Origin of the sequence: Lichenibacterium ramalinae (genome assembly GCF_004137085.1) — a bacterium.
GTDB classification, from domain to species: domain Bacteria; phylum Pseudomonadota; class Alphaproteobacteria; order Rhizobiales; family Beijerinckiaceae; genus Lichenihabitans; species Lichenihabitans ramalinae.
In genome coordinates this window covers 169,704-196,101 of record NZ_QYBC01000002.1, presented here as the reverse complement: position 1 = coordinate 196,101, position 26,398 = coordinate 169,704, and the positions used below count along the sequence as shown (strand labels likewise).

At 71.3% G+C, this 26,398-nt stretch carries 21 protein-coding genes; 13 read left to right on the top strand and 8 right to left on the bottom strand.

What is annotated here, in order from left to right:
- Nucleotides 1–105: 105 nt before the first annotated feature.
- Both D3272_RS03165 and D3272_RS03160 read right to left on the bottom strand, forming a co-directional pair.
- Nucleotides 106–1,245, bottom strand: coding sequence for an efflux RND transporter periplasmic adaptor subunit (locus D3272_RS03165; RefSeq protein ID WP_245496356.1), 1,140 nt, complete (start codon nt 1,243–1,245; stop codon nt 106–108).
- 274 nt (nt 1,246–1,519) lie between these two features.
- Nucleotides 1,520–3,013, bottom strand: coding sequence for a CYTH and CHAD domain-containing protein (locus D3272_RS03160; RefSeq protein ID WP_165361193.1), 1,494 nt, complete (start codon nt 3,011–3,013; stop codon nt 1,520–1,522).
- 280 nt (nt 3,014–3,293) lie between these two features.
- On the opposite strand from D3272_RS03160, the gene D3272_RS03155 reads away from it, so the two are divergent.
- The 4 genes from D3272_RS03155 (at nt 3,294) to hemA (ending at nt 9,012) form a co-directional block, all read left to right on the top strand.
- On the top strand, nt 3,294–5,342 hold the full coding sequence (locus D3272_RS03155) for a M3 family metallopeptidase (protein WP_129217630.1): 2,049 nt from the start codon (nt 3,294–3,296) through the stop codon (nt 5,340–5,342).
- Between the two features lie 10 nt (nt 5,343–5,352).
- Nucleotides 5,353–6,447 carry an ATP-dependent DNA helicase gene (locus D3272_RS03150; RefSeq protein ID WP_129217629.1) on the top strand — a complete coding sequence of 365 codons (1,095 nt, stop codon included), beginning with the start codon at nt 5,353–5,355 and terminating at the stop codon, nt 6,445–6,447.
- A 435-nt stretch (nt 6,448–6,882) separates the two neighbouring features.
- Nucleotides 6,883–7,461, top strand: coding sequence for a hypothetical protein (locus D3272_RS03145; RefSeq protein WP_129217628.1), 579 nt, complete (start codon nt 6,883–6,885; stop codon nt 7,459–7,461).
- A 315-nt stretch (nt 7,462–7,776) separates the two neighbouring features.
- Nucleotides 7,777–9,012, top strand: a complete 1,236-nt coding sequence (gene hemA / locus D3272_RS03140; protein ID WP_129217895.1) for a 5-aminolevulinate synthase — start codon at nt 7,777–7,779, stop codon at nt 9,010–9,012.
- Here the strand turns inward: hemA and D3272_RS03135 are convergent.
- The 3 genes from D3272_RS03135 to D3272_RS03125 form a co-directional block, all read right to left on the bottom strand.
- Nucleotides 8,933–10,252 (bottom strand): pyridoxal phosphate-dependent aminotransferase, encoded by a 1,320-nt coding sequence (locus tag D3272_RS03135; RefSeq protein ID WP_342634159.1) that lies wholly within the window; start codon nt 10,250–10,252, stop codon nt 8,933–8,935. The two genes, hemA and D3272_RS03135, sit on opposite strands and share 80 nt — an antisense overlap.
- A 77-nt stretch (nt 10,253–10,329) precedes the next feature.
- Nucleotides 10,330–10,782, bottom strand: a complete 453-nt coding sequence (gene mscL, locus D3272_RS03130; RefSeq protein ID WP_129217627.1) for a large conductance mechanosensitive channel protein MscL — start codon at nt 10,780–10,782, stop codon at nt 10,330–10,332.
- Between the two features lie 88 nt (nt 10,783–10,870).
- Entirely contained in the window at nt 10,871–12,457 is a 1,587-nt protein-coding gene (locus tag D3272_RS03125) for a hypothetical protein (protein ID WP_245496355.1), read from the bottom strand.
- 378 nt (nt 12,458–12,835) lie between these two features.
- Between D3272_RS03125 and D3272_RS03120 the strand changes: the two genes are divergently transcribed.
- Nucleotides 12,836–13,669 carry a hypothetical protein gene (locus tag D3272_RS03120; RefSeq protein WP_129217626.1) on the top strand — a complete coding sequence of 278 codons (834 nt, stop codon included), beginning with the start codon at nt 12,836–12,838 and terminating at the stop codon, nt 13,667–13,669.
- Nucleotides 13,670–13,674: 5 nt separating this feature from the next.
- Here the strand turns inward: D3272_RS03120 and D3272_RS03115 are convergent, their stop codons facing one another.
- On the bottom strand, nt 13,675–13,995 hold the full coding sequence (locus tag D3272_RS03115) for a hypothetical protein (RefSeq protein ID WP_129217625.1): 321 nt from the start codon (nt 13,993–13,995) through the stop codon (nt 13,675–13,677).
- 230 nt (nt 13,996–14,225) lie between these two features.
- Here D3272_RS03115 and ychF point away from each other — a divergent pair, with 230 nt between their 5' ends.
- Nucleotides 14,226–15,323 (top strand): redox-regulated ATPase YchF, encoded by a 1,098-nt coding sequence (ychF, locus tag D3272_RS03110; RefSeq protein WP_129217624.1) that lies wholly within the window; start codon nt 14,226–14,228, stop codon nt 15,321–15,323.
- Between the two features lie 3 nt (nt 15,324–15,326).
- Here ychF and D3272_RS03105 read toward each other — a convergent pair whose 3' ends face one another.
- The gene (locus D3272_RS03105) at nt 15,327–15,815 is read right to left on the bottom strand and encodes a tRNA (cytidine(34)-2'-O)-methyltransferase (protein ID WP_129217623.1); all 489 of its coding nucleotides are present in this window, start codon (nt 15,813–15,815) and stop codon (nt 15,327–15,329) included.
- A 280-nt stretch (nt 15,816–16,095) separates the two neighbouring features.
- Here D3272_RS03105 and petA point away from each other — a divergent pair, with 280 nt between their 5' ends.
- From petA to D3272_RS03090, 3 genes are read left to right on the top strand one after another with little or no spacing between them, the layout of a single operon-like run.
- Nucleotides 16,096–16,635 (top strand): ubiquinol-cytochrome c reductase iron-sulfur subunit, encoded by a 540-nt coding sequence (gene petA, locus D3272_RS03100; protein WP_281010596.1) that lies wholly within the window; start codon nt 16,096–16,098, stop codon nt 16,633–16,635.
- A 49-nt stretch (nt 16,636–16,684) separates the two neighbouring features.
- Nucleotides 16,685–17,971, top strand: coding sequence for a cytochrome b (locus tag D3272_RS03095; RefSeq protein ID WP_129217622.1), 1,287 nt, complete (start codon nt 16,685–16,687; stop codon nt 17,969–17,971).
- Nucleotides 17,972–18,000: 29 nt separating this feature from the next.
- Complete coding sequence (locus tag D3272_RS03090; RefSeq protein WP_129217621.1) at nt 18,001–18,939, top strand: cytochrome c1; 939 nt, start codon at nt 18,001–18,003, stop codon at nt 18,937–18,939.
- A gap of 79 nt (nt 18,940–19,018) precedes the next feature.
- Here D3272_RS03090 and D3272_RS03085 read toward each other — a convergent pair whose 3' ends face one another.
- Complete coding sequence (locus tag D3272_RS03085; protein ID WP_281010595.1) at nt 19,019–20,287, bottom strand: BaiN/RdsA family NAD(P)/FAD-dependent oxidoreductase; 1,269 nt, start codon at nt 20,285–20,287, stop codon at nt 19,019–19,021.
- Between the two features lie 167 nt (nt 20,288–20,454).
- Here D3272_RS03085 and hemF point away from each other — a divergent pair, with 167 nt between their 5' ends.
- From hemF to D3272_RS03065, 4 genes are all read left to right on the top strand, one after another.
- Complete coding sequence (gene hemF, locus D3272_RS03080; protein ID WP_129217620.1) at nt 20,455–21,360, top strand: oxygen-dependent coproporphyrinogen oxidase; 906 nt, start codon at nt 20,455–20,457, stop codon at nt 21,358–21,360.
- Between the two features lie 277 nt (nt 21,361–21,637).
- Nucleotides 21,638–24,694 carry a DUF1217 domain-containing protein gene (locus D3272_RS03075; protein WP_129217619.1) on the top strand — a complete coding sequence of 1,019 codons (3,057 nt, stop codon included), beginning with the start codon at nt 21,638–21,640 and terminating at the stop codon, nt 24,692–24,694.
- Between the two features lie 176 nt (nt 24,695–24,870).
- A complete protein-coding gene (locus D3272_RS03070) occupies nt 24,871–25,440 on the top strand; it encodes a hypothetical protein (RefSeq protein WP_129217618.1) in 570 nt (189 codons plus the stop codon).
- Nucleotides 25,441–25,709: 269 nt separating this feature from the next.
- Nucleotides 25,710–26,189 carry a hypothetical protein gene (locus D3272_RS03065; protein ID WP_129217617.1) on the top strand — a complete coding sequence of 160 codons (480 nt, stop codon included), beginning with the start codon at nt 25,710–25,712 and terminating at the stop codon, nt 26,187–26,189.
- Nucleotides 26,190–26,398: the final 209 nt, after the last annotated feature.

The window sequence follows — 26,398 nt, the reverse complement described above, 5'->3', positions numbered from 1 at the left end:
CGGGCCGCGACGGGGTGCAGCGACCCGATCGCGTGAGGATGCTGGCGGGACCGTGGGCGCTCCGGCCGGTGCCGCGATCCGTCCGGAGCGGCACCGGCGCCGGCGTCACTTCACGGCCTTCTCGGCGGCGTCCGCCGCACTGGGCGCGGGCGGGCCGGGGTTGACGGCCTGGCCGATGCGCACGCGCTGGAGACCGTCGACCACGATGGTCTGCCCCTCCTTGAGTCCCGACAGGACCGAGACTTCGGGAGGCTGGGACTGGCCGAGCTGCACGGTCTGGCGCGCGACCTTGTTGTCGTCGCCCACCACGTAGACGTAGCTGCCCTGCTGGTCGGTCAGCACGGCGGCCTGCGGGATGGCGAGGAGGTCGACGGGCTGGGCGCCTTCGAGCAGCACACTCACGAACTCGCCGTCGTAGAGCTCGCGCACCACGCTGTCGACGCCCTTCTGCGGCAGGGGTGGGTTCGGGATGGTGCCGCGCAGCGCGATGGTGTCGGTGTTGCTCGACACCGTGTTGTCGATGAAGTTGAGCTTGCCGGGCTGGCCGTAGGTGCGCCCGTCCGGCAGGACGATGCGGATCTTCACGGCGTCGAAGCCGCCGAGCGGCACGTAGCGCTCGCGCAACTCCAGCACCGACCGGACCGAGACGGGGAAGACCACGTACATGGGGTCCTGGCCCACCACGGTGGCGAGCGTGCCGCTCGACGGCGACACGACGTTGCCGGCCGTAACGTTGGTGCGGCCGATCTTGCCGTCGATGGGGGATTCGATCGTCGTGTAGCCGAGGTTGATCTGCGCGGTCTTAAGCTGCGCCTGCGCGGTCAGGACCTGGCCCTGCAGGTTGCCCTGGCCGGCCTTGGCGGCATCCACCGTCGACTGCTGGCCGGCGGGCGTGTTGAGCAGCGTGTTGGCGCGCTGCAGGGTGACATTGGCGTTGGCGAGCTGCGCCTGGAACTGCTGCACGCTGCCCTGGTTGGCCTCCACGGCGGCCTGGAAGGGCGGCTGTTCGAGCCGGTACAACAACTGCCCCTTCCTGACCTCGTCGCCTTCCTTGAAGTCGTAGGACTGGAGATAGGCGGTGACGCGGGCCACGATGTCGACGCGCGCCGTGGCCTGGATGCGGCCGATGAAGCGCTCCGTCTGGGTGACGGGATGTTTCGACACCTTGATGACGCCCACGGCGGGCGGCGCGCCCGAGGGGGCCTGCGCGGCGGCCGGTGTCGCCACGACCGCGAGCGCAACCACGAGGGCCGCGAGTGCGGCTGGTATGGCGACCGCGAGTGCGGCCGTCGACAATGCCCGATTGGAACCCGAACGCCGCATCGCCGCCTCGTGCCGTCCCGGTCCGGATGGCCGACGCGAGAGGTCGCGGGCCCGAACAGAACTCATCGGTACGGATCTTAGTCGGCCGCCGCCCTCCGAACAAGGGAGGGGCGGGGGAAGGTCTGCCATGCCGGCACGGGCCGGCAGGGAGGTCACGTCGGCGCGGGCCGGCGGCAGCGCGGGCGGCCCGGCCGGTTCAGGCCCAGAACGGGTCCGCGTGGCGGAACTTGCGCCAGCGCCGGCGCAGGTCGCGCTCGCTGCCCTTGCGGCGCTTGGCGTTCCAGGCGAGCAGGGCTTCGCCCGGAGCGGCGAGTTCCGGCCCGCCGGCCGCCGTCAGTTCGTCCATGCGCTCGGCCGTCACGGCCGCGTCGTTGATGTGGCCGAGGTCCTGCAGCACCTTCTTGATGGCGCCGACATGCCGGTGCACGTCGGCGCGATCATAGAGCGAGGCGACGTCCTCGCAGGCGTAACGGAGCTTCTTCAGGCTCTTGCGAAGCCCGTGCAGGTCCTCGGTGCCGAGCGTCCCGATGCGGCGGCCGCGCTTCAGGGCCTTGCGTTCCAGGCGGTCGAGGAGGTCGGGGAGCAGGTCGCGCAAGCGGTCGCCGGCCGCGCCCGGCTTGCGCAGCCAGCCGCCCTCCGCCGTCCAAAGCGTGAGGCCGAGCAGCAGGTCGGTCGGCAGCGGGCCCTCCACGGCGGCCTTCACGGCCGCGTGCGCGTCCGCGCGGCGGGCTTCCGCGACGGTCCGCAGCACGTCCAGGCCTTCGGCACCCACCTCCGCCCCGGCCTCGACGAGGGTTTCGGTCAGGAACACGTCCCAGTCCCGGCCGCCGCCCAGCACCCGCCCGAAGTCTCGGAGTTCGGCGTTGAACCGGGCCGTGGCCACGGGCTCGAGATAGGGGGCGAAGAGCACGAACAGCGTCCGCATCTTGCGGATGGCGGCGCGCATGCGGTGGATGCCCTCGACGTCGCCGCGGGCCGCGGGCGACAGGTCGAGCGCGAAGCCCCGGGCCGCCGCGTCCAGCATGGCGGGGAAGGCATCCCCCAGCGTGACGTCCCGGGCGAGCCCGAGTTCGGCGACGTCGCGGTGCGGCGGCAGGGCGTCGGTCAGCAGCGCGTAGCCGCGCTCGCTCTTGGGGTCGCTGCCGAGCCGCAGCGATCCCTGGCGCACGAGGTCGGCGGCCAGCCGCAGCATGGGGCCGACGGGGCCGCCCTTGAGCTCGAGCTCCAACTCGCCGAGCGGGCTGCGCCGGTCGCCGGCCCTCACCTCGCCGGCGTCGACCGCCGCCTCAACCGTGGTCTTGCCGTCGAGCGTCAGCATCCGCAGCGTGCGGTCGACATCGGTCGTGAAGACGGGACCGACGCGGTCGAGGTCCCGCGCGACGAGCGCCAGGGCCTCGGGGTCGCGCGCCAGCGCATCGCGGTCGAGCGCGTCGGAGGCGATGGGCCATTCCCACTCGCCGCGGGACGCGAAGCCCTTGCCGGCATCGAGGCTCTTCACGGTCTGGACGAAGTTCCCGCCCGCGTCGCGGACCCGGAGCGACACGCGGCGGGCCCGCAGGGCGAAGTCGGGCGTGTCGTAATAGGTCGACAGGTTGCGCACCGTGCGGGCCTCGGCCGCGGCGAAGAGCGGATGACCTTCGACGGTCGCGCGCGACGCAGCCGGCAGCGCCAGCTTGATCTCTGTTTCCATGACGGCGTCAAGACTCCTGGTGCAACCGGCGCAGAGGCTAGCCTGTCGTCGCAGCCCTTGCCATGCCGTCATCCAACAAATGCTACGCCCTGGCGGGTCCATGGCGCTGCCCTGGCGTGGGATCCGCCGCCGACGCGCGCCCGCCGTCGAGGTTCGCCCGCCCCCCGTCGGCGCGGCATGGTGCCGAGACGCTTGAGCCGCCCGGCGCGAGTCCCTATCCAGGGACGACGATCCCGTGAACGCGGCGCCCTTCCGGGGCGGGCCCGAGGAGCCAGTGACCATGTCCGGCAATCCCTTTTTCGAGACCTGGGACACGCCCTTCGCGGCCCCGCCCTTCGCCGCCATCGCGCCCGAGCATTTCGGCCCGGCCTTCGACCGCGCCATCGCCGACCACCAGGCCGAGATCGACGCCATCGCGGATGGGACGGGCGAGCCGGGGTTCGACGACGTGGTCGGGGCGCTGGAGCGGGCGGGGCGGAGCCTGCGCCGCGTCGGCGGCGTGTTCTGGAACCTCGCCGGGGCCGACACGGACGACAGCCTGCAGGAGATCGAGCGCAACATGTCGCCGGTATTGGCGCGGCACTGGCAGAAGATCGGTCTCGACCCGAAGCTCTTCGCGCGCGTCGACGCGCTCCACGCCCGCCGCGACGCGCTGGACCTCACCGCCGAGCAGCGCCGCCTGCTTGACCTCACCCACGCGGGTTTCGTGCGCGGCGGCGCGCGGCTCGGCGAGGCCGAGCGCCGGCGCCTGTCCGAGATCGCCGAACGGCTGGCGCGGCTCGGCACGAGCTTCGGCCAGAACGTGCTGCACGACGAGAAGGACTTCCTGCTCGTGCTCGACGGCGAGGCAGACCTCGCCGGCCTGCCGCCGAGCCTGCGCGACGCCGCCGCCCAGGCGGCGGCGGAGCGCGGCCTGCCCGGACGGCACGCCATCACGCTCGGCCGCTCGCTGATCGAGCCCTTCCTGCGCTTCTCGACGCGGCGGGACCTGCGCGAGACGGCCTTCGCGGGCTTCGCCTCGCGGGGCGAGCACGCGGGCGAACACGACAACCGCCCGATCGTCGCCGAGATGGTGCGGCTGCGCGCCGAGTGCGCGGCGCTGCTGGGCTTCGCCAGCTACGCCCATTACAAGCTCGACGACACGATGGCCAAGACGCCCGAAGCCGTGCGGGGCCTGCTCGACCGGGTGTGGGAGCGGGCCCGCGCCAAGGCCGCGCGGGACGAGGAGGCGCTGCAGGAGGTCGTGCGCCAGGAAGGGCAGAACTTCGCCCTGCAGCCCCACGACTGGCGCCACTACGCCGAGAAGGTGCGGCGCCGCGACTACGATCTCGACGAGAGCGAGATCAAGGCCTACCTGGTTCTGGACAATGTGGCGGCGGCGGCCTTCGACACCGCCACCCGGCTCTTCGGCCTCACCTTCGCGCCGCGCGACGACGTGCCGGTCTACCACGCCGACGTGAAGGCCTTCGACGTCCGCGACCGCGACGGCCGGCACATGGCTTTGTTCTACGCCGACTATTTCGCCCGGCCGTCCAAGCGCTCGGGCGCCTGGAACAGCGGCTTCCGCGGCCAGCACAACATGGACGGCGGCGAACAGCGCCCCATCGTCGTCAACGTCATGAACTTCGCCAAGGGCGGGGAGGGCGAGCCGACGCTGCTGTCGGTCGACGACGCCCGCACGCTGTTCCACGAATTCGGCCACGCGCTCCATTCCATGCTGACCGACGTGACCTATCCGTCGCTGGCCGGGACGGGCGTGTCGCGCGACTTCGTCGAGTTCCCGTCCCAGCTCTACGAGCATTGGCTGATGCGGCCCGAGGTGCTCAAGCGCTTCGCCCTGCACCACGCCACGGGCGAGCCCATCCCGGATGCGCTGCTGGAGCGGCTGCAGGCGGCCCGCAACTTCAGCCAGGGCTTCCAGACGGTGGAATATTGCGCCTCCGCCATCGTCGACATGGCGTTCCATACGCTCACCGCCGACGAGGCGCGCAGCGGCGTCGACCCGGCGCTGGTCGAAGCCGGCACGCTCGAGGCCATCGGCATGCCGAAGCCCATCGTCATGCGCCACCGCACGCCGCATTTCGCCCATGTCTTCGCGGGCGACGGCTATTCGGCGGGCTATTACTCCTATCTCTGGTCCGAGATGCTCGACGCCGACGGCTTCGGGGCCTTCGAGGAGAACGGCATCTTCGACGCCGATACGGCCGAGAAGCTGCGCGCCAACGTCCTGGCGGCGGGGAACCTGCGCCCGCCCGAAGAGGCCTATCTCGCCTTCCGCGGCCGGCTGCCGAGCGTCGACACGCTGCTGGCCCGGCGCGGGCTCGCCTGAGCGCGCCGCCGTGGCCTGGTCACCCCAGCAGGATGCCGCGCTGAAGGCCGTCTCGGCCTGGTTGAAGGACGGGGCGCCGCAGGTGTTCCGCCTGTTCGGCTATGCCGGCACCGGCAAGACGACGCTGGCCAAGCAGATCGCCGAGGACGCCGACGGCGAGGTCGCCTTCGGGGCCTTCACCGGCAAGGCCGCGCTGGTGCTGAAGTCGAAGGGCTGCCGGGGCGCCTCGACCATCCATTCCATGATCTACCGCACCCAGGGGGACGAGGAGGAGGAGACGCCGTCCTTCGTCCTCAACAAGAAGGCGGCCGCCAACGACGCCGACCTCATCATCATCGACGAATGCTCGATGGTGGACGAGGAACTCGGGCGGGACCTGCTGTCCTTCGGCAAGCCCGTGCTGGTCCTCGGCGACACCGCGCAGCTCCCGCCCGTGAAGGGCGGCGGCTTCTTCACCGACGCCGAGCCCGACGTCATGCTGACCGAGGTGCACCGGCAGGCCGCCGACAACCCGATCATCCGCATGTCCATGACGGTGCGGGAGGGCGGGAAGCTGGCGCTCGGCGCCTACGGCGAGAGCCGGGTGATCCGCCGCGCCGAGATCGAGGCGCCGCGCGTCATGCAGTCGGACCAGGTGCTGGTCGGCATCAACAAGACGCGCCGCGCCTACAACGGCCGGATGCGCACGCTGCTCGGCCATTCCGGCGACAAGCCGGAGGTCGGCGAGAAGCTCGTCTGCCTGCGCAACGACAAGAAGAAGGGGCTGCTCAACGGCGGCACCTGGCTGGTCAGCGCCGTCCATGCCGACCGCGGCGCCAAGTACGCCTTCAGCGTGCGGCCGGAGGAGGGGGGCAGGAGCAAGCCCGTGCGGGTCGGCGTGCTGCCGGCCTTCTTCGAAGGACGCGACGAGGAGATCCCCTTCGCCCAGAAGCGCGACTCGGACCAGTTCGACTACGGCTACGCCCTCACCGTGCACAAGGCGCAGGGCTCGCAGTGGGACGACGTCGTGCTGTTCGACGAGAGCTTCGCCTTCCGCGAGCACAGCGCCCGTTGGCTCTACACGGGCCTGACCCGCGCCGCCAAGACCATCACGGTCGTGGTGTGACGGGCCGCCGACAGCGGCCGGGACGGGCCGCCGACAGCGGCCGAAAAGCCACAACTTTCCGATGGATTCACCACTCCGCCCAAAGGCGGCAGGATGGCGGCAGCTGTGCCTTGACCATTGAAACATTGTGTCCGAAGGATGGAGCCGCCGTTCGGAATGGGCTTCGGCTTCTGATGGCGCGTGACTGTCCGGCCCCGCAGCGATTTTGGATTCGAGTGAACGAACGAGCGCAGCGTAACGTCGTGTCGAACTTCGGAAACAGCAAAGACGGCGATATTCGGGCGTTCCGCCCCGGTCGTGCAACCAAAAGCTTGGCTGCACGTTTTCGGGACATGCGGGCGCAAGACCGACCGTCTGACGTTTCGGGCGAGGGGCAAGCGAACGATTAAGCGCGAAGCACACAGAACAAGCACCCACTGTCAGGAGAGTTTCACTATGACGTCGTTCATCACCAAGGTTGCCCTGGCCCCGGTGGCCGCCTCCCTCGCCCTCATGCTGTCCGCCAGCGCTCCGGCTTCCGCCCAGTCCTCGCTGACCAACGGCCCGGACGGCATGCAGCCCAACACGCTGCGGTCCAACGGCCACACGCCCCGCATGGCCCGCCGTCCCCTGACGGTCCGCCGCGCCGGCGCCCCGGTCGTGGCCGCCGCTCCGGTCGCCGCCCCGGCTCCCGTCGGTAACCCGATCTCCGGCGTCCTCGGCGTCGGCTCGACCGTCGTCGGCCTGCCCTTCCAGGTTCTCGGCGGCATCTTCCCGGCCGACGCCAGCGTCCGCAAGGGCGGCGTGACCGCGGTCCGCTACGTCGGCACCGGCGCCAAGCAGGCCGAGATCGACGAGGGCTGGTCGGTCGCCGTTCCGGTCGATCGTTCGGGCCCGATCTTCGTCGTGGCGAACGGCGACCCGACCGTGTCCCCGATCACCTTCATCGGTCAGCCCCTCCGCGCCGTCGGCACCATCGCCCAGACCCCGTTCCGGGTCATCGGCGCCCCGTTCGGCGGCCCGGCCGCCTTCTGAGGCGACGACGCGGCGGCGATTTCGATCGCCGCCACACGTTCGGTTCGACACGCCGATCCCGCGAGGGGTCGGCGTCTTCGTCTCGAGACGATCGTTCCGAGGTGCGATGCCGGTTGCGATCCTTGCCGCTTCGCGCCGCGCGGCGATCCGGCATGCCAGATCGTCACCGTCGGGCGTATCGAAGCGGCGCAACTGCCCTTACATGAGGCCTCACTCAGTCGCCGATGGTCGGCGGCCGGGATCAACGGCCCGCTCCGGGCCGAGTCGACAGGGATGTCCGGCGTGCCGGCGACCCTCGAGCCGCATGAGGCCGTGATGCGATACCGCCAGTTCTTCGACGACGCGCTGACGCGTTTGCGGGACGAGCGTCGTTATCGCGTCTTCGCCCATCTCGAGCGCGACGCCGCCCGCTTCCCGCTCGCCACCTGGCACCACGACGGCGGTGCGGTCGACGTGACGGTCTGGTGCTCCAACGACTATCTCGGCATGGGTCGCCATCCGGCGGTCGTCGGCGCCATGCGCGAGGCCGCGGCCCGCTACGGCGCCGGGGCTGGCGGCACCCGCAACATTTCCGGCACCAGCCACCCCGTCGTCGGGTTGGAGGCGGAACTCGCCGACCTGCACGGCAAACCCGCGGCTCTGGCGTTCACCTCCGGCTGGATCTCCAACCTCGCCGCCATCTCGACCATCGCGGGCCTGCTGCCCGACGCTCTGATCCTGTCCGACGCCGCCAATCACAATTCCATGATCGAGGGGATCCGCCGCTCCGGCTGCGAGAAGCAGGTCTTCCGCCACAACGACACCGAGCACCTCGAGGAACTGCTCCGCGCCGCCGGACCGGAGCGGGCCAAGCTCGTGGTGTTCGAGAGCCTGTATTCGATGGACGGCGACATCGCCCCCATCGGCCGCATCACCGACCTCGCCCGGCGCCACGACGCCATGACCTATTGCGACGAGGTCCACGCCGTCGGCCTCTACGGGCCGCGCGGCGCCGGCATCGCGGAGCGCGACGGCGTGATGGCCGAGGTCGACGTGATCGAGGGCACGCTCGCCAAGGGCTTCGGAACGCTCGGCGGCTACATCGCGGGCGACACGGCGGTGATCGACGCCGTGCGGTCCTACGCCCCCTCGTTCATCTTCACCACGGCCCTGCCGCCGGCCGTCGCGGCGGCGGCATCGGCGGCGGTCCGGCACCTGAAGGCTTCGGGGGAGGAACGGGCCCGCCACCAGGCCCGGGTCGCCGACACCAAGGCGGCGCTGCTCGCCGCCGGCATCCCCGTCATGGCGAACCGGTCCCACATCGTGCCGGTGTTCGTCGGCGACGCCGAAGCCTGCAAGGCCGCCAGCGACCGGCTGCTGGAACGTCACCGCATCTACATCCAGCCCATCAACTACCCGACCGTGGCGCGCGGCACCGAGCGGCTGCGGATCACCCCGACGCCGTTCCACGACGCGGCGCGGATCGCGGAACTCACCGAGGCGCTGCGCGAGGTGTGGCGCGCGCTTGACCTGCCCACCGCGTCGCGCTACGCGGCCATCGCGGCGGAATAGCCGCGCCGCCTGCCCGCCCTACCGCTCCAGCCAGCCCGCCAGGCGGCGCGCCACCTCGGCGATGTCGTCCGTGCGGCGGGCGTAGCAGAGCCGCACGGACGACATCGCCGGCCGCCCCGAAGGCCGAGCCCGGGGCGACGCCGACCCCCGCCTCGTCGACCAGCCGGAACGCCAGGGCGCGGCTATCGGTGATGCCCTCGACGCCGCAGAACAGGTAGAAGGCCCCGTCCGGCACGGCACAGCGCAGCCGGCCCGTCGCCCGAAGCGCCCCGGCCAGCAGGTCGCGGTTGGCGAAGGCCCGGGCGACCTGGCTCCGGACGACATCCTCCCCGCCCGCGATGGCGGCCGCCGCCGCGCGCTGCGACGCGACCGGCACGCCGGAGGTCGAATATTGCACGAGGTTTTCGATCGACGGCCCGAGCTCGGGCGGCGCCTCGAGCCAGCCGACACGCCAGCCCGTCATGGCCCAGTTCTTGGACAGGGTCTGGACGAAGAGCACGCGGTCGTCCGACCGCATCACGTCGTGGAAGGACGGAGCCCGCGCACCGCCGTCGAAGAAGCGACCGTAGATCTCGTCGGCGATGATCCAGAGCCGGCGATGCCGCGCGAAGGCGAGCAGCGCGGCGAGGTCGTCCCGCGTCGCCGTCCAGCCCGTGGGGTTCGAGGGCGAGTTGACGACGAGGGCGCGGGTTCGGGGCGTGACGGCGGCGTCGAGGTCCGCGACGGCCAGCCGCCAGCGTCCGTGGTCGCCCTCGCCGTCGAACCGCATCGGGCATTCGACCGCCGTCGCGCCCGCCACCGCGAGGGCGCCGGCGAAGTTGGGCCAGGCCGGGGTGGGCACCAGCACGTCGTCGCCGGTGCCGGCCACGAGCCGCACCGCCATCTGCAGGGCATGCATGCCGCCGACCGTCACGAAGAAGCGCTCCGGGCCGAAGCCCGGCGGGGCATCGAGCGCCGGGCGGCCGTAATGGGCCGTCATGTAGGCGGCGATCGTGTCGCGCAGCTCGGGGATGCCGCCCTGGTAGGTGTAGAAGGTTTCACCCCGGGCCAGGGCGGCGGCGGCGGCGTCGCAGATGAAGGTCGGCGTCGGCAGGTCGCCTTCCCCGACCCACAGCGGGATGAGCCCCTCCCGCCCCCGGCCATAGTCGAAGACGGCCGTGATGCCGCTATGCGGCATGGCCCGCACCTCGGGCCGGACGTCGTCGAGGACGGCGCCGCGCGGTTCGGCGTCAGGGGGCATGCGACGGGCCTCGTGCTGTGGCGGACGGGTCCGTCACAAGCACGGGGCCGCGGAAAAGGCGAGCCCCGCCGCGCGTGTCAGATGCGGTCGCGCGCCAGCAGGTCCCGGATCTCGGCCAGCAGCACCTCCTGGCGCGTCGGCAGGACCTCGGCCGGAACCTCGTGGGCGAGCCGGTTCTTCAGGTTGCTGATGACTTTGAACAGCAGGAACAGCGCCGCCGCCACGATGACGAAATTGACCACGTAGGTGGCGAAGCTGCCCCAGGCCAGCACCGGCCCCTGCTTCTGGGCGTCGGCGAGGTTGGTGGCCGTCACGTTGCGGCTCAGCGGCAGAAAGTAGTTGGAGAAATCCGCGCTGCCCACCATGCCGATGATCGGCATGATGATGTCCTTGACGAGGGAATCCACCACCTTGGCGAAGGCCGCGCCGATGATGACGGCGAAGGCGAGGTCCACGACATTGCCCTTGAGGGCGAAGTCGCGGAACTGCTTCAGGGTGCGCGACAGGGCCGACGTTGCTGCTTCCGCCATGGTTCGGGACCTCCTGAAGTGGCTACGTGACGAACCCTGCCACGCGTCGCCGTGGCGCGATAGGGCTCGTCCCCGACCGGGCCGCCGATCAGAACGGGTAGTAGCGGATCGAGGTCAGGACCGTGTTCTCGGAGCTCTTCGGCGCGCCGCCCTGCAGGGCCGAGAAGGCCGTGCGCTGGGTGAAGGAATATTGCAGGCCGCCGCGGAGCTGGCCGAAGGCACCGCTGTACACGGTGTCCCACGCGCCGGCGGTGATCTGCCGGACCGACCGGTTGTTGCCCGTGCAGGTCGCCGAGGACCCTTCGATGTCGCAGCCCGCGTTGGAGTTCGACGGGTTGCCGTAGCCGTAGCTCACGCCGCCGACGGTGCCCTGCGAGGCCCGGTCGACCTGTTCGAGGCCCGCATAGGCGTAGAAGTCGAGCATGGGGGTGGCATGCAGGGTCGCGCCGGCCAGCAGCAGGCTTTCGGACAGGGGCTTCGCCTGCCCGTTGGCGCCGACCGTGATGTCGGGCAGCTGCGCGGTGCCGTAGCGGCCGAGGCCGGCGCCGACGGCACCGGAGAACTGCACGTCCAGCATCTTGGGGATGACGCCGATCAGCACGCTGCCGCCGCCGCCGCCGCCGATCACGTCCTTGTTCTGGCCGTTGTAGCGGCTGTAGAAGTCGCGGCCGACGCCGAAGCCCTCGACGTGGATGTTGTGGCCGTCGACCGTCGGATCATACGCGACCTTGGCGACGAGGTCGGGGACGTGGTTGAGCGACAGCGAGTTGGCCGAGTTGAAGAGGCCGCCGCCCGTGGCCGCCTGATTGTAGGTGAAGTTGGCCGGGAGGGTGCCGGATTCGGTGGTGGCGGGGTTCTCGGCCGAGACGCCGACTGCCAGGATGGGGCTGATGTCCTTGACCAGGCGGACCTGCGGCTGGCGGTCCCACACGAAGCCCGGGACGTATTGGGCGTCGATGGTGAGCGGGATGTTCTCCTTGCGGGGCTCGAGCCCCTTGGTGAACATCGTCGCCAGCGACCAGGTCTGGCCGGCGAGGAAATGCAGCCCGTAGTCCGACCGGTCCGCCGTGGCGTAGAGGTGCCGGATGCGCAGGTTGAAGGAGTTGCTCTCGTTCGAGTTCGCCGTCTGGGCGGCGCCCAGGAAGTCGAACTCGCCATAGGCCGACAGGTGCGTGTTGGGGTCCGGGTTGCCCTCGACGAGGCCGGAGATGCGGCTCTGGCGGGCCGAGAAGCGGAACTCGCCGGCGCGGCCGGCCCTGTTCTGGCGGAACGGGATGGAGCCGAAGGGCGAATCGACGTCCGCCGACAGGTTGTGCGAGCGCGTCACGGTCTCGAGCGCCACGAAGCCGCCCGGCGTGAAGTTCAAGCCCTTGTAGCACACCGACTTTTCGGGGCAGGCGACGAACATCGGGGTCGGCCCGGTGCCGTAGACCTGGTTGCCCACGGCCTTGACGGGCGTGGTGCCGGCGGCCTGCTGCGGCCCCCTGGCGGCGGCGGGCTCGGGCGGCCTGCGGTCCCGGTGTTCCTGCGCGTTCACCTTGGCCTCGAGGCGCCGCAACTGGGCCTTCAACAGCGCGATCTCGGCGGCTGTGGACGCGTCGGCGCGGGCGTTTCCGGCGACGAGGACGAGGCAAAGGGCGGCGCTGGTGCCCAGGAGATGGCGGAAACGTTGCACGGTGGAACCCTCATGACGCGCGGTCCGATGCCCTGGGCTGAAGCGCCTGCGGCTTCGGCGGATCCGCTCCAGCCCCGAATCCAGAGCAGTTTCATCGGCTTGGAATCGCCTAGGCTGTTCCGGGAAAGCCGCTACCGCTCTAGGGAGCGCACATGACGGTGCCGTGAAATTGCCGTCCCGCGGCCGGCTCCCATCCGCATTCGCCCCCGCTGCGCTTCCGTTGCAACACTCCTCGGAGGCCGGCTCCGGGCAAGGCCGACGTGCTACCGGGCGGGCTGGCCTGTGTCGGGCCGTTGCCGACACATGTCGAAGCTCGGCTTCGACAACAGCCGCGCAGGGTCGGGGCGGCGGTGCGGCATGGGAAGCGGGACGGGCGGCATGACACGAGAGCGGTCGACCTCGGCCTGGCGCGATGCGCGCAACGCGGCCGCGCGGGCCCGGCTGTCCAAGGCGTTGCCTCCTGTGTTTCCGCGGGCCGTGCTGGTCCATGCCGAGGCGCGGCCCCTGGTGCCGCCGCAGCCCCGCCTCGCCGTGGAAAGCTACTGGCGCCACCACCCGCTGCGGGCCGACCGCCTCGCCCGGGCGCTGGCGGCGCGCAGCCCCGTGCCGGAAGGCTGGCGCTGGAGTCTCGCCGCCGAGGGCGGGGCCGAGGGCGGGGCCAAGGGCGGGGCCAAGAGCAGAGCCAAGAGCAGGGCCAAGGGCGGGCGTGAGAAGCCCGACGAGGACGGGCGGGCCGGCAGCTTCCGCGTGCCGCCCACGCCCTTCCGCGAGGCCGCCCACCGCGCCGAACCCGGCACCTGCTGCCTGTGCGGCCAGCCCGTCTACCGGTTCGGGTGGCACGCCGACCTGTGGGGGACGGGCGAGCGGAACCGGCGGGCGCGGTGGCACGCCTGCTGCGTGGCGGCCTGGAAGCTGTGGCGGGCGCCGGCCGGGCAGGCCGCGCTCCTGGCGCGGCTGCAGAAGCGGCGCTGCCCCATGACCGGCGGACGCCTGCCGCGCGACCGCGAGGTCGACCACCGCGTGCCGCTCCACCTCGTGTGGCGGCGGCACCGCGACGCGCCCTGGCCGGAGATCCTCCGCTACTGGGGCTTCCCGAATCTCCAGGCGGTGGACCGCGCCGCCCACCTCGCCAAATCCGGCGCCGAGGCCGGCGCGCGGGCACGGGCGCGGCGGCCCGAGGCCGCACCGTCACCCGCCGCCGACCCGGCGTGACGGCCTCACACCGCCGCGCCGAACCCCGCCGCCGGGACCGGCAGGCCGGCGACCGCCGGGCATGGGGGCGGGTCGTCGTCGTCGTCGCGCCGGTGCCTCCGGAGCAGCGCCCGCACGGCCCCGGCCTGCAGCCGGCGGCGGCCGAAGGCGCGGCGCCAGCCGGCGATCGGCGCGGCCGAGGGCTCGGCTTCGGGCCTGGCCGCAGGGTTGGCTGCGGGGCTGGGAGCAGGCGGCGCGTCCGGCGGCCGATCGCCGGCCGGGTTCCCCGCCGAATGGCCGGCCAGGTCCGGCGCTTCCCTGGTCTCCGTCGTCGTTCCGGTGTCCATCTCCTTCCTCCGGGGTTTGGCGCGTCCCGGGCCGTCGGGCCCGGACGCCGAGCGATTTCGGCGGGCCGGATCCCGGTTTCAAGACGGCGGAGCGAGATTTTTCCGCGCCCCTCGCCCTGGTGGAATGGGCTGTTGAAACCGACCGCGTCCCCGTGGTCAAAGGTCCGGAGACGAAGACGCCGGTCGCGCCCCCTCGCGTGGCGTTCTCCCCGCGCAGCACCGAGGACACCATGGGTTTCAAATGCGGCATCGTCGGCCTGCCGAACGTCGGCAAGTCGACGCTCTTCAACGCCCTCACGCAGACGGCGGCGGCCCAGGCCGCCAACTATCCCTTCTGCACCATCGAGCCGAACGTCGGCGACGTCGCCGTGCCGGACCCGCGGCTGGACGCGCTGGCGACGATCGCGGGCTCGAAGGAGATCATCCCGACGCGGCTCACCTTCGTCGACATCGCCGGCCTGGTGCGCGGCGCTTCCAAGGGGGAGGGGCTCGGCAACCAGTTCCTGGCCAACATCCGCGAATGCGACGCCATCGCCCACGTGGTGCGCTGCTTCGTCGACAATGACGTGACCCACGTCGAGAACCGCCTCGCGCCCATCGACGACATCGAGATCATCGAGACCGAGCTGATGCTGGCCGACCTCGACAGCCTCGAGAAGCGCGTCCTCGCCATGGAGAAGAAGGCCAAGGGCGGCGACAAGGAGGCCAAGGAAACGCTGGACCTCGTGAACCGCTGCCTCGTCCTGCTGCGGGACGGCCGGCCGGCCCGCATGGTGGCGGTGAAGCCGGAGGAGAAGAAGCTCTTCGCCGGCCTCGGCCTGCTGTCGTCGAAACCCGTCCTCTACGTGTGCAACGTCGAGGAAGAATCGGCCGATGCCGGCAACGCCCTCTCGGCCGCCGTGGCCGAGCGCGCCGCGGCCGAGGGCGCCGAAAGCGTGGTCGTCTCGGCGAAGATCGAGAGCGAGATCGCGGTGCTGCCCGCCGCCGAGCAGAAGGACTACCTCGACGCCATCGGCCTCGCCGAGCCCGGGCTGAACCGCGCCATCCGGGCCGGCTACGCGCTGCTCCACCTCGTGACCTATTTCACGGTGGGGCCCAAGGAGACGCGGGCCTGGACCATCACCCAGGGCACGCGCGCCCCGGGCGCCGCCGGCGTGATCCATTCGGACTTCGAGAAGGGCTTCATCCGTTCCGAAACCATCGCCTACGACGACTACGTCGCCAACAAGGGCGAGGCCGGCGCCCGCGACGCCGGCAAGTTCCGGCTCGAGGGCAAGGACTACGTGGTGGCGGACGGCGACGTGCTGCACTTCCGCTTCAACAACTGACGATCACGGGCGCGGCGTCCCCGCCGGGCGCAGCTGGCGCAGCGCCTCCCCCAGCACCATGGCGGCCGCGACCGCGACGTTGAGCGAGCGGAAGCCGGCCGCCATCGGCACCGTCACGCGCGCGTCGGCCGCGGCGTGGACCTCGGGCGGCGCCCCGGCGGACTCGCGCCCCACCATCAGCACGTCGCCGGCCCGGAAGGCGAAGTCCCGGTAGTCCAGCTCGGCCCCGGTCGTCAGCAGCACGAGCCGCGGGCGCGGCGCTTCCCCGGCCCGCCAGGCCTCGAAGGCCGCGAAGGAGGCGTGCCGGCGCAGCACCAGCGCGTCGAGGTAGTCGAGGCCGGCGCGGCGGAAATGCCGGTCCGAGCTCGGGAAACCCGCGGGCTCGACGAGTTCGGCCGCGACGCCCAGGCAGGCGCAGCTGCGCAGCATGGTGCCGGCGTTCTGGGGGATGTCGGGCTGGAACAGCGCCAGCCTCAGTCGAGGCGCACTCACGCCATGGTCCCGCCGCGAAGGCTCGGAGCGGCCCTAGCGCAGGCTGGACAATGCCCGGCAAGGGTGCGACAGATCGACGATCGACGGCCCGTGCCGAAGCCTCCGCGCCGTACCGGCGACGGGGGCGGGGGACGCGAACCGTCGGTGGCGTTGGGTCGCATTGTGACACCTCCGGGGCGGTTCTACCCGTCCTCGAGCCGGAACGATTCGATCGAGCCGCAATAATGCCCGGGGCCGGGGTCCCGTCCCACGGGCCAACGACGAAATCGGGAGTGACGCGTTGTCGACCGCAACAGCGAACCACGGCCAGGATCCTGCGGGCGGGGTGACCCGGCGGGACATGCTCTTCATCGCGACGGGCGCGGTCGGCGCTGTCGGGATCGGCACCGTCGCCTGGCCGCTGCTCTCCCAGATGAGCCCCGACGCCTCGACGCTGGCGCTGTCCTCCACCGAGATCGACATCTCCAAGATCGAGGTCGGCCAGATCGTCACGGTGAAGTGGCGCGGCAACCCGGTCTTCGTGCGTCACCGGACGCCCAAGGAGATCAAGGAGGCGGAGGACACCCCCCTCGCCGACCTCAAGGACCCGCAGACCGACGCCCAGCGCGTGCAGAAGCCCGAATGGCTCGTCGTCATCGGCATCTGCACCCACCTCGGCTGCGTGCCGCTCGGCCACGATGGCCCCTACGACGGCTGGCGCTGCCCGTGTCACGGGTCCGTCTACGACGTTTCGGGCCGCATCCGGTCCGGTCCCGCGCCGCTCAACCTCGCGGTGCCGACCTACAGCTTCCTGACCGACACCAAAGTGAAGATCGGCTGACCCCGGCCGTCCCGACGACCAGCAGACCGCGCCAAGAGAGCGAAACGCCATGAGTGGAGCCTCGACCTACGTCCCCAAGAACCCGGTGCTGCGCTGGTTCGAAAGCCGGCTGCCCATCGTGGGGCTGGTGCATTCCTCCTTCGTGGTCTTCCCGAACCCGAGGAACCTGAACTACTTCTGGACCTTCGGCGGCATCCTGGCCTTCATGCTGGTGTGCCAGATCGTGACCGGCGTCGTGCTGGCCATGCATTACACGCCCGAAGCGACGCTCGCCTTCGCCTCCGTCGAGCACATCATGCGCGACGTGAACTACGGCTGGATGCTGCGCTACATCCACGCCAACGGCGCCTCGATGTTCTTCATCGCCGTGTACATCCACATCGCCCGCGGCATGTACTACGGGTCCTACAAGGCGCCGCGCGAGGTGCTGTGGATCCTCGGCCTCATCATCTTCCTGCTGATGATGGCGACCGCCTTCATGGGCTACGTGCTGCCCTGGGGGCAGATGAGCTTCTGGGGTGCCAAGGTCATCACCTCGCTGTTCTCGGCCATCCCGGTGGTGGGCGATTCCATCACCATCTGGCTCTGGGGCGGCTATTCGGTCGGCAATGCCACGCTGAACCGCTTCTTCTCGCTGCACTACCTCATGCCGTTCATGATCGCCGGCGTCGTGGGCCTGCATATCTGGGCGCTGCACGTGCCGGGGTCCAACAATCCCGTCGGCGTCGAGGTCAAGTCCAAGAAGGACACGCTGCCCTTCCACCCCTACTTCACCGTGAAGGATGGGCTGGCGCTGTCGTGCTTCATGGTCTTCTTCGCCTATTTCGTGTTCTTCATCCCCAACTACCTCGGCCATTCCGACAACTACATCGAGGCCAATCCGCTGGTGACGCCGGCCCATATCGTGCCGGAATGGTACTTCCTGCCCTATTACGCCATGCTGCGGGCGGTTCCCTCCAAGCTCGGCGGCGTCTGCGCGCTGTTCGGCTCGATCCTGCTGCTGGCCTTCATGCCGTGGCTCGACACGTCGCGCATCCGCTCGTCGAACTTCCGCCCCGTCTACCGGGTATTCCTGTTCATCTTCTTCGCCGACGTGATCTGCCTCGGCTACGTGGGCTCGCAGGAACCGATCGGCCTGTTCATCCCGGCCTCCGAGATCCTCACGGCCTGGTACTTCATCCATCTGCTGATCATCACGCCGGCGCTGGGGTTCTTCGAGACGCCGCGGCAATTGCCGGCCTCCATCACCGAGGCCGTGCTGGGACCGCGTGCGGTGGGCGGGTCGGGCGCCTTCGCGGCGGCCCGCACCGCGGCCTCGCCGTCGGTCGACGGCTGACCCCTGGCGACGTTCTCGGATCCCGCATCATGACGACACGCGTCTCCTCCTTCGCCCGGCGGGCCGCCCTGGCCCTCGCCGCCGCGCTGCCCCTGGCCCTCGCCGCCGGCGGCCCCGCCTCCGCCCAGGATGCGGCCGAACCGGCCGCCGCCGAAACGCCGCTGCCGCCCATGGAAAGCTGGGCCTTCTCGGGCCCGTTCGGCGTCTACGACACGGCGCAGTTGCAGCGCGGCTACCAGGTCTATCGGCAGGTCTGCTCGAACTGCCACTCGGCCAAGTTCATGTCGTTCCGCAACCTCGCCGAGCCGGGCGGCCCGGAATTCTCCGACAGCCAGGTCAAGGCCCTGGCGGCGACCTTCAAGGTGCAGGACGGGCCGGACGATTCGGGCAACATGTACGATCGGCCCGGCCGCCCGTCCGACCCCTTCCCTTCGCCCTTCGCCAACGAGCAGGCGGCGCGGGCCGCCAATGGCGGCGCCCTGCCGCCGGACATGTCGACCCTCGCCAAGGCCCGCTCCTACGAGCGCGGCGGCCTCTGGTTCCTGCTCGAACCCTTCAGCCAGTACCAGAACGAGGGGCCGGACTACATCCATGCCCTGCTCAACGGCTACAAGGACCCGCCGCCGGCCGGCGTGAAGGTGCCGGACGGCAAGTATTACAACACCTACTTCCCGGGCCACGCCATCTCCATGCCGCCGCCGCTCAGCGACGGGCTCGTGGACTACGGCGACGGCTCGCCCAAGACGGTGGGGCAATATTCCAAGGACGTGGCCGCCTACCTGCAGTGGATGGCCGAACCCAAGCTCGACCAGCGCAAGCAGACGGGCTTCAAGGCCGTGATCTTCCTCGCCATCTTCTCGGCGCTGCTGTTCCTCATCAAGCGGCGGATCTGGGCCGGCGTGAAGGATGCCAGCGGCACGGCCGGCGCCGGCGCCATGCCGACGATGGAGCCGAAGCCCCGGGTCTGACCCGGCGGGCGGGGGCCCGATCGGGCTCCCCCCGGCGCAACACCGTCACGGCGCCGGGCGCGGGCAGGACGGGCGCCGGTCAGCGCGCCGCCAGCCAGGCCAGCGTGCCGGCGCCCGCCGCCGCGCCGGTGGCGAAACAGGCCTGGAGCAGGTAGCCCCCGGTCGGGGCCTCCCAGTCGAGCATCTCGCCCGCCGCGAACGTGCCGGGCCGCCGCCGCAGCATGTGGTTCTCGTCGAGTTCCCCGGCCGTGATGCCGCCGGCCGTCGAGATGGCGCCGGCGATGGGCCGGGGCGCGTCGAGTCGCACCGGGACGGCGCCGACGAGGGCTGCCAGCGCCTGGGCGTCCCGCGCGCCGAGCGGCATGCCTTCGGCATGGGCCACCTCCTGCAGCAGGCCGATGGCGACCGGCGGGAGCTTCAGGGCCTTGCGCAGCGCGGTCGAGACCGAGGCCTTGCCGGCCCGCGCCACCGCGAGCCGGTCCGCCATCGCCGCCGGCGACAGGTCGGGGCGCAGGTCGATCGACAGCACCGCCGCCCCCTCCGCCGCGATGGCGTCCCGCAGCGGACCCGACAGCGCGTAGATGCCGCCGCCTTCGAGGCCCGCCCGCGTCACCGTCACCTCGCCGCGTGACGCGTGGTCCCGGAACGACAGCGCGATCCCCTTCAGCGGCGCGCCCTCGAACCTGTCGCGGAAGACCGGCGACCAGGCGACCGCGAAGCCGCAGTTGGAGGGCTGGAGCGGCGCCACCCAGACGCCCTCGGCCTCGAGCAGGCCGGTCCATCGCCCGTCCGAGCCGAGTTGCGGCCAGGACGCGCCGCCGAGCGCCAGCACGGTCGCGTCAACGGCGACGCTCGCCGGCCCCTCGGGCGTCTCGAAGCGCAGGGTGCCGTCCGGGTCCCAGCCCGTCCAGCGGTGGCGGGGGCGGAAGGCGACGCCTTGGCCGTCGAGACGCCGCAGCCAGGCGCGCAGCAGCGGCGACGCCTTGAAGCTGGCCGGAAACACCCGCCCGCTGGTGCCCACCACCGTGTCCTCGCCGAGCGCCCGGCACCAGCGGCGCAGGGCGTCGGGGTCGAACCCCGCGATGGCGGGGGCGAGGACGTCCTCGGCCGCGCCGTAGCGGGGCAGGAACCGCGCCGACTCCTCGCTGTGCGTCAGGTTCAGCCCGCCGCGCCCCGCCATCAGGAACTTGCGCCCGGCGGTCGGCATGCGGTCGAAGACGGTGACGCGGGCGCCCCCGCGCGCCAGGACTTCGGCGGCCATGAGGCCCGAGGGACCGGCGCCGATGACGGCGACGCGGGACTGTTCTGCGGACACGGTGACGGCTGGCCTTTCGACGGGGACCGCCACGGGATGGGGGTTCGGCGGCGCCGGCGCAAGCCCCCCGCCGGTCCCGTGCCGGGCCGCGACCCCGTCGCGCGGCGCGGACTTTCCTTGCGCGGCGCGGACTGTTCTTGCGCGGCGCGGCTTGGGCGCGGCATTGACGGGCGTGGCGAGACCGGTCGAGGGGAGCGGAGATGGACGCGGTGAAGACGACGGACCAGGACCTCGAAACCCGCAAAGCTCAGGCGCGGGCCTGGTTCGAGGGCCTGCAGGGGCGATTGACCGCCGCCTTCGAGGCCTTGGAGGCGGAGGGTCCCGCCGGTTCACCGGAAGCCCCGGCCGCGCCCGGCCTCTTCGGGCGCAAGCCGTGGCGGCGCACCGACCATTCGGGCGCGGCGGGCGGCGGCGGCACCATGGCGATGCTGCACGGCCGCGTCTTCGAGAAGGCCGGCATCCACGCCTCGACGGTGCACGGCACCTTCGCACCCGAATTCGCCAAGCAGATGCCGGGTGCCGCCGAGGACCCGCGCTTCTGGGCCTCGGGCGTCTCGCTCATCGCCCACCCGTGGAATCCCCACGTCCCCGCCGTCCACATGAACACGCGCTTCGTCGTCACCAGCAAGGCCTGGTTCGGCGGCGGGGCGGACCTGACGCCCGTGCTCGACCGGCGCCGCACGCAGGAGGACCCCGACAGCCGGGCCTTCCACGCGGCCCTGCAGGCGGCCTGCGACGCGCATGCGGCCGTGGCGCCCTACGGCCGCTTCAAGGACTGGTGCGACACCTACTTCCACCTCAAGCATCGCGACGAGCCCCGCGGCATCGGCGGCATCTTCTTCGACGACCTCGGCACCCCGTGGGACGCCTGCTTCGCCTTCACCCGCGCGGTGGGCGAAGCCTTCCTGGCGGTCTATCCCGAGATCGTGCGCCGCAACTTCGACGCCGCCTACGGCGCGACCGAACGGCGCGAGCAGCTGGTGCGCCGCGGTCGCTACGTGGAGTTCAACCTGCTCTACGATCGCGGCACGCTCTTCGGCCTCAAGACCGGCGGCAACGTCGATTCCATCCTGTCGTCGCTGCCGCCGGCCGTGATCTGGCCCTGAAGCGTCCGACCGCCATCGCAGTCCCGCGATAGCCGGGCGCGCGGGGCCGCGTCCGTCCTGCCTGCCGTGGGAAATATTCACACGATAAAGCATCGCCGCCGGACTCTCCTGTGTTGTCCCGACGACACCCTCGACAAAGGTCCTCAAGCCACGCGCAAGCCTCGACCGCCCCTATAGTGCCGCGAGGCCCGTGCATGCTTCGCGTTTCGGACACCGTGCCGGCCCCGTGCCGGCCGCCGTCCGCCATCGCACCGGAACACGAGGCGGGGACGCTCCGATGCTGTCGACCTTTGCGGGCTACCAGTTCTATGCCCGGAACCCGGCCGCCGCCGCGAAGCGCGTGGGCGCCGAGGCGCCGGTGGCGCGCGACACGGCCTATTACCGCGCCAATATCGGCAAGGTGAAGAGCGTCGACGACCTGCTGAACAATCCGAGGCTCTACAGCTACGCCCTGAAGAGCCACGGCCTCGAGGACGCCATCCCGAACCGGGGTTTCATCCGCAAGGTGCTGACGAGCGACCCCACCCAGGCGAGGAGCTTCGTCAACACGTTGAACGACTCGCGCTACCGGGCGCTGGCGGCGGAGTTCAGCTTTTCCAGCTCGGGCAAGGTGCCCACCACGGCCGTGGCCCAGGGCGCCGCCCAGGAGGACGAGACGCTGGGCCTTTATTCCAGCCGCACCCTGGTGGGCGGAACGCAGCAGGCCGACATCGGCTACTATCAGGCCCATATCGGCAACGTCCATTCGATCAACGACCTCGCCGCCGACCCGCGCCTCTACCGCGTCGCGCTCCAGGCCTACGGGCTCGATCCCGCGGCGACGCCGCTCGCCAGCGTGACGAAGCTGCTGGAAAGCGACCGCTTCAGCGCCACCGGCGTGGCGGACCAGGGCGCCCCGCTCTCGAACGCCGTGCAGTCGTTCGCCTCGATCGCGTCGACGGCGGCGTTGTACACGGCGAGCGTGGGGCAGGACGCCACCGCCCAGGCCGCCGCCGGGGTCGAGACGGCCTATTACGAAGCCACCATGCCGGGCGTCCGCTCGGTCGACGACTTCCTCAGCGACAGCCGGCTCGTCGCCTACGCGTCCCAGGCTTTCGACGTCGGGCAGAGCAGCAAGGCCGTGCTGGCCTATGTGGCGGCGAATAGCCCCAAGACCACGTCCAAGGGCGTCACGGCCGCGCAGACCGCCGACCTGCTGCGCTCCGTGCTGACCAGCGACCTGTCGCGGTCCGGTTCGGTCGCCGACCAGGTCGGCGGCGGGCTCCGCCAGATGGCGGCCGCCCTGAACTTCGGCACGAGCCTGCTGCAGGGCGTGGGCGACACCACGGCGACGGTCGCGCGCTACACCCAGGCGGCCGGCACCGATGCGGCGAGCCAGACCGCCGCCGCGACCGAGAGCGCCTATTACGCCGCCAAGGTCGCCACCCTGCGTACCCCCGACCAGATCGCCGCCGACCCGCGCCTCATGGCCTACGTGACCCAGGCCTTCGGCCTGACCTTCGCGCTAGCCGCGAACGACGCCGTCAAGCGCGCGACCGTGACGGCGGCCCTGACGGGCGACCCGACCGACCCCCGGGGCGCGGCCGCCGTCGCCGGCCAGGCCTTCGTCGCCATGGCGTCGGCCTTTTCCAGCGCCAAGCCCGTCTACGCGCAGACCGCAACCGCGACCGAGTCGACGACCGACCTTTATGGCCAGAGGACGGCCGACGACCCGCAGGCCGCCGCGGCCGAGACCAGCTACTACCGGGCGACCATGCCGGGGGTGAAGAGCGTCGACGCGCTGTTGGGGAACAGCCGGCTCACCGCCTACCTGGTCAAGGCCTACGACATCGCCGTCCCGGCCGGGGCTTCCGATGCCGACACGCGCGCCCGCCTCCGGGCGGTTCTGACCAGCGACCCCGGCGATCCCGCGGGGGCGGCGGTGGCCGGCGGCCTCGCGACCCGGCGCCTGGCCTCCGCCTTCCGCTTCGACGCCAAGGGCGCCGCCTCGGCCCAGCCCTGGCCCGTGCCGGCCGCTGGGACGGCCGTGCAGGGCGACGCGGAGGCGCGCGCCACCGCGGACCTCTACGCCGAGCGGCTCGGCCCGAACGTCGGCGACCAGGCGCAGGGACAGCTCGTGATCGAGCACGCCCAGACCGTCATCGGCGCGGCCTGGACAGTCGACGACGTCGTGGCCGACAAGCACGTGGTCTCGTATCTGGCGAAGGCCTACGGGATCGCCTTCGCCGACGGGGCTCCCGACAGCGCCAAGGCGAGCGCGATCCGGGCCATCCTCACCAGCGATCCCCATGACCCGAAGAGCGTCGCCAGCCAGCAGGGCGACGGCGCGCGCGCTCTCGCGGCGGCCTTCACCTTCACCAAACCCTATGCGGGCGACGCGGCCCTGACCCGGGATGCCCGCCCGGACCTCGCGGCCTTCGCGGCGGCCTTCAACTTCGACGCCTCCGGACAGGTCGCCGCCCCGCGCGTCGCCCAGACCGAGCGTGGCACCTCCACCATGCTGGCGCTGTACCGGCAGGCCGCCACGGCTTCGGGGGCCTCCGCCGCCATCGTCACGTCCGAAGCCGGCTACATGCAGGCCTCGATCGGCAAGGTGCGCACGCTGGACGGTTTCCTGTCCGACGCGCGCCTCGTTGCGGTCGCCACCACGGCCTACGGCGTGACGCAGCCGGCGGGCCTGTCGGACGCGGCCTGGACGAGCCGCCTCAGATCGGTGCTGTCCAGCGACCTCGCCGATCCGAAGAGCGCCGCCAACAAGCTCGGCGGCGCCTATCGCAAGCTCGCGGCCGGCTTCGCCTTCGCCCCCGGTACGACCCTGTCGGGCGGCGCGACCTTGTCGGGCGGCGTGGCCCAGGCCGCGCAATCCGCCAAGGCCGCCATCCTGTCGGCGGACCAATACGTGTCCCAGGCCATGGAGGACGAGGCCGGGGCGAGCAATCCCGGCGTGCAGCTCGCGCTCTACTTCAAGCGCATGGCCCCGAGCATCACCAGCATGTTCCAGATCCTCGGCGACAAGTCGCTGCTGAGCGTCGTCAAGACGTCGCTCGGCCTGCCCGACGGCTTCTCCAAGCTCGACATCGACGCCCAGGCCCGGTTGATCGGCGACAAGATCAAGCGCACCGACCTGACCGACCCCAAGAAGCTCGACGCCTTCGTCCAGCGCTTCGCCGTGCGCTACGACCTGGCCCAGGCGAAGGCCACGCCGCCGAGCACGCCCTTCGACTTCCTGGCGAGCGGCACCGAGACGACCAGCTCGTCCCTGCTGGAAACGCTCCATGCCAAGCGCACCACCACGGACGCGAGCTCGGTACTGAACCTGTTCGGTTCCTCGTGAGGACTGGGCGGTCTTCCAAGCCGGGCCGCGTTAACCTTTATTGAAGGAGTTTCAGGGCGCCAAACAATGAACGCTCGTTAACGAATGCAATTCATGTCAATTTAGAGATGTCGCAAGTCGGGCTGCACCGAGGATCGTCCCGGAGCCGCTGAACCGACGCCATGTCGAGGCTTTCCATGCGCATCTCCTTTGCCGCCGCGCTTCGCCGGCGCACCGTGGCGACCGCCATCGCCGCCACGCTCCTGTCCGCCGGCGCCTCCGCCGTCGTCGCCGAGAACCTGGCGCCGTCCAGCCAGCCCGCCATGCCGGCGCCCGCCGCCGTGCCGGCCCCGCAGACGGCCGACGCCACCGGCAAGCCCCTGTCGACCGAGGCCCGCATCGTCATCGTCGAGTGGAAGATCAAGAAGGGGCACGAGCAGGAGTTCCTCGACTATTGGGCCACCAAGTCCACCATTCCGGACCGCACCGGCCTCATCGCCGAATTCATGTCGAGCGAAGAAAGCCGCGAACAGTTCCCCTGGATCAACTGGGCGGCGGCCGAGAGCGGTGACTTCACGACGTTCTACAATATCGGTATCTGGCGCAAGGCCGACGACTTCATGGGGCAGATCGGCAAATACATCGACAACAAGCGTCCGCCGATGGCCTTCGAGGCCGATCACCGCCACCGCGTCTTCCTTGCCCCGGTGAAGTGGCGGATCGGCATGGCGTCGCTTCCGGGCAAGGACGCCGAAGGCGTCAAGTGATGGGCAGGGACGCCGAAGGCGTCAAGTGATCGGCAGGGACGCCGAAGGCGTCAAGTGATCGGCAAGGACGCCGAAGGCGTCGAGTGACGCTCGAAGACGCCGAGCACGCCGAAGGCGCCGCGTGAGGCCGAGGACGGCGTCAGGCGTGGCTCGAACAAGGCCGGAGGCCCGCCGCGCCGCAGCGGGTGCCGACCATGGAACGTTAATCCCTGATCCCCAGACTCGCGCCGGGCGGGCAGTCGCCGCATCGGTGTTGGGGGACGGGTGAGATGCAGACCTTCGGTGCTCTCGTGATGGCCGCCGTGGCGGCGGCCGCGGTCCCCGCGGCACCTCGGGCGCCGGTGAGGGCGGAGGCGCCGAGCGCGGTCGCGGAAGCCTACGTCGCGGCGCTGGATGCGGATTGGAACGTGACGCGCGAGGTCCGAGTCGCCTGTCCGGCGGAGGCGGGATGCGCCGTCGACCTCGACCTCGCCGAGGCGCGCCTCGCCGAGGCGGGCCTTGCCGCCGTCCACGTCCGCTTCGATCCGCTGCGCTCGGGAGCCGTGGCGGTGTCGAGCCGGCTCGAAGGGCGGGACGGGAGCGCTTCGGCCGCCGAGGACAAGACGCTGAGCCTCGACCGTACGGGGTTCGGCGCCGATCACTACGAGGCCCGGTTCGCCGCCACCGGTCCCGGCGGCCCGATCATCATGATGGCCGTGAAGGTGCCGGGGTGGACGGCGCCCGCCGTGCGCGTGCAGCAGCCGACCTGATCGGCGCCGCGCCCGCGGTCGTCCGGCGGTTGCGCCGGCTTTGCCGGATCGCGCTCGTTTTTCACCCTGTCTGACGCGCTCTCGCCATGTTACGCAGTGTCTGCACGATGCCCGCCGCGAATTGTCGTCGCCACGACACGAGCGGCGGGCATGGAACGGAGTCGCCGTCCCGGTCCGGCCGGGCGGCACGTCAGCGACGGAGAAGGACG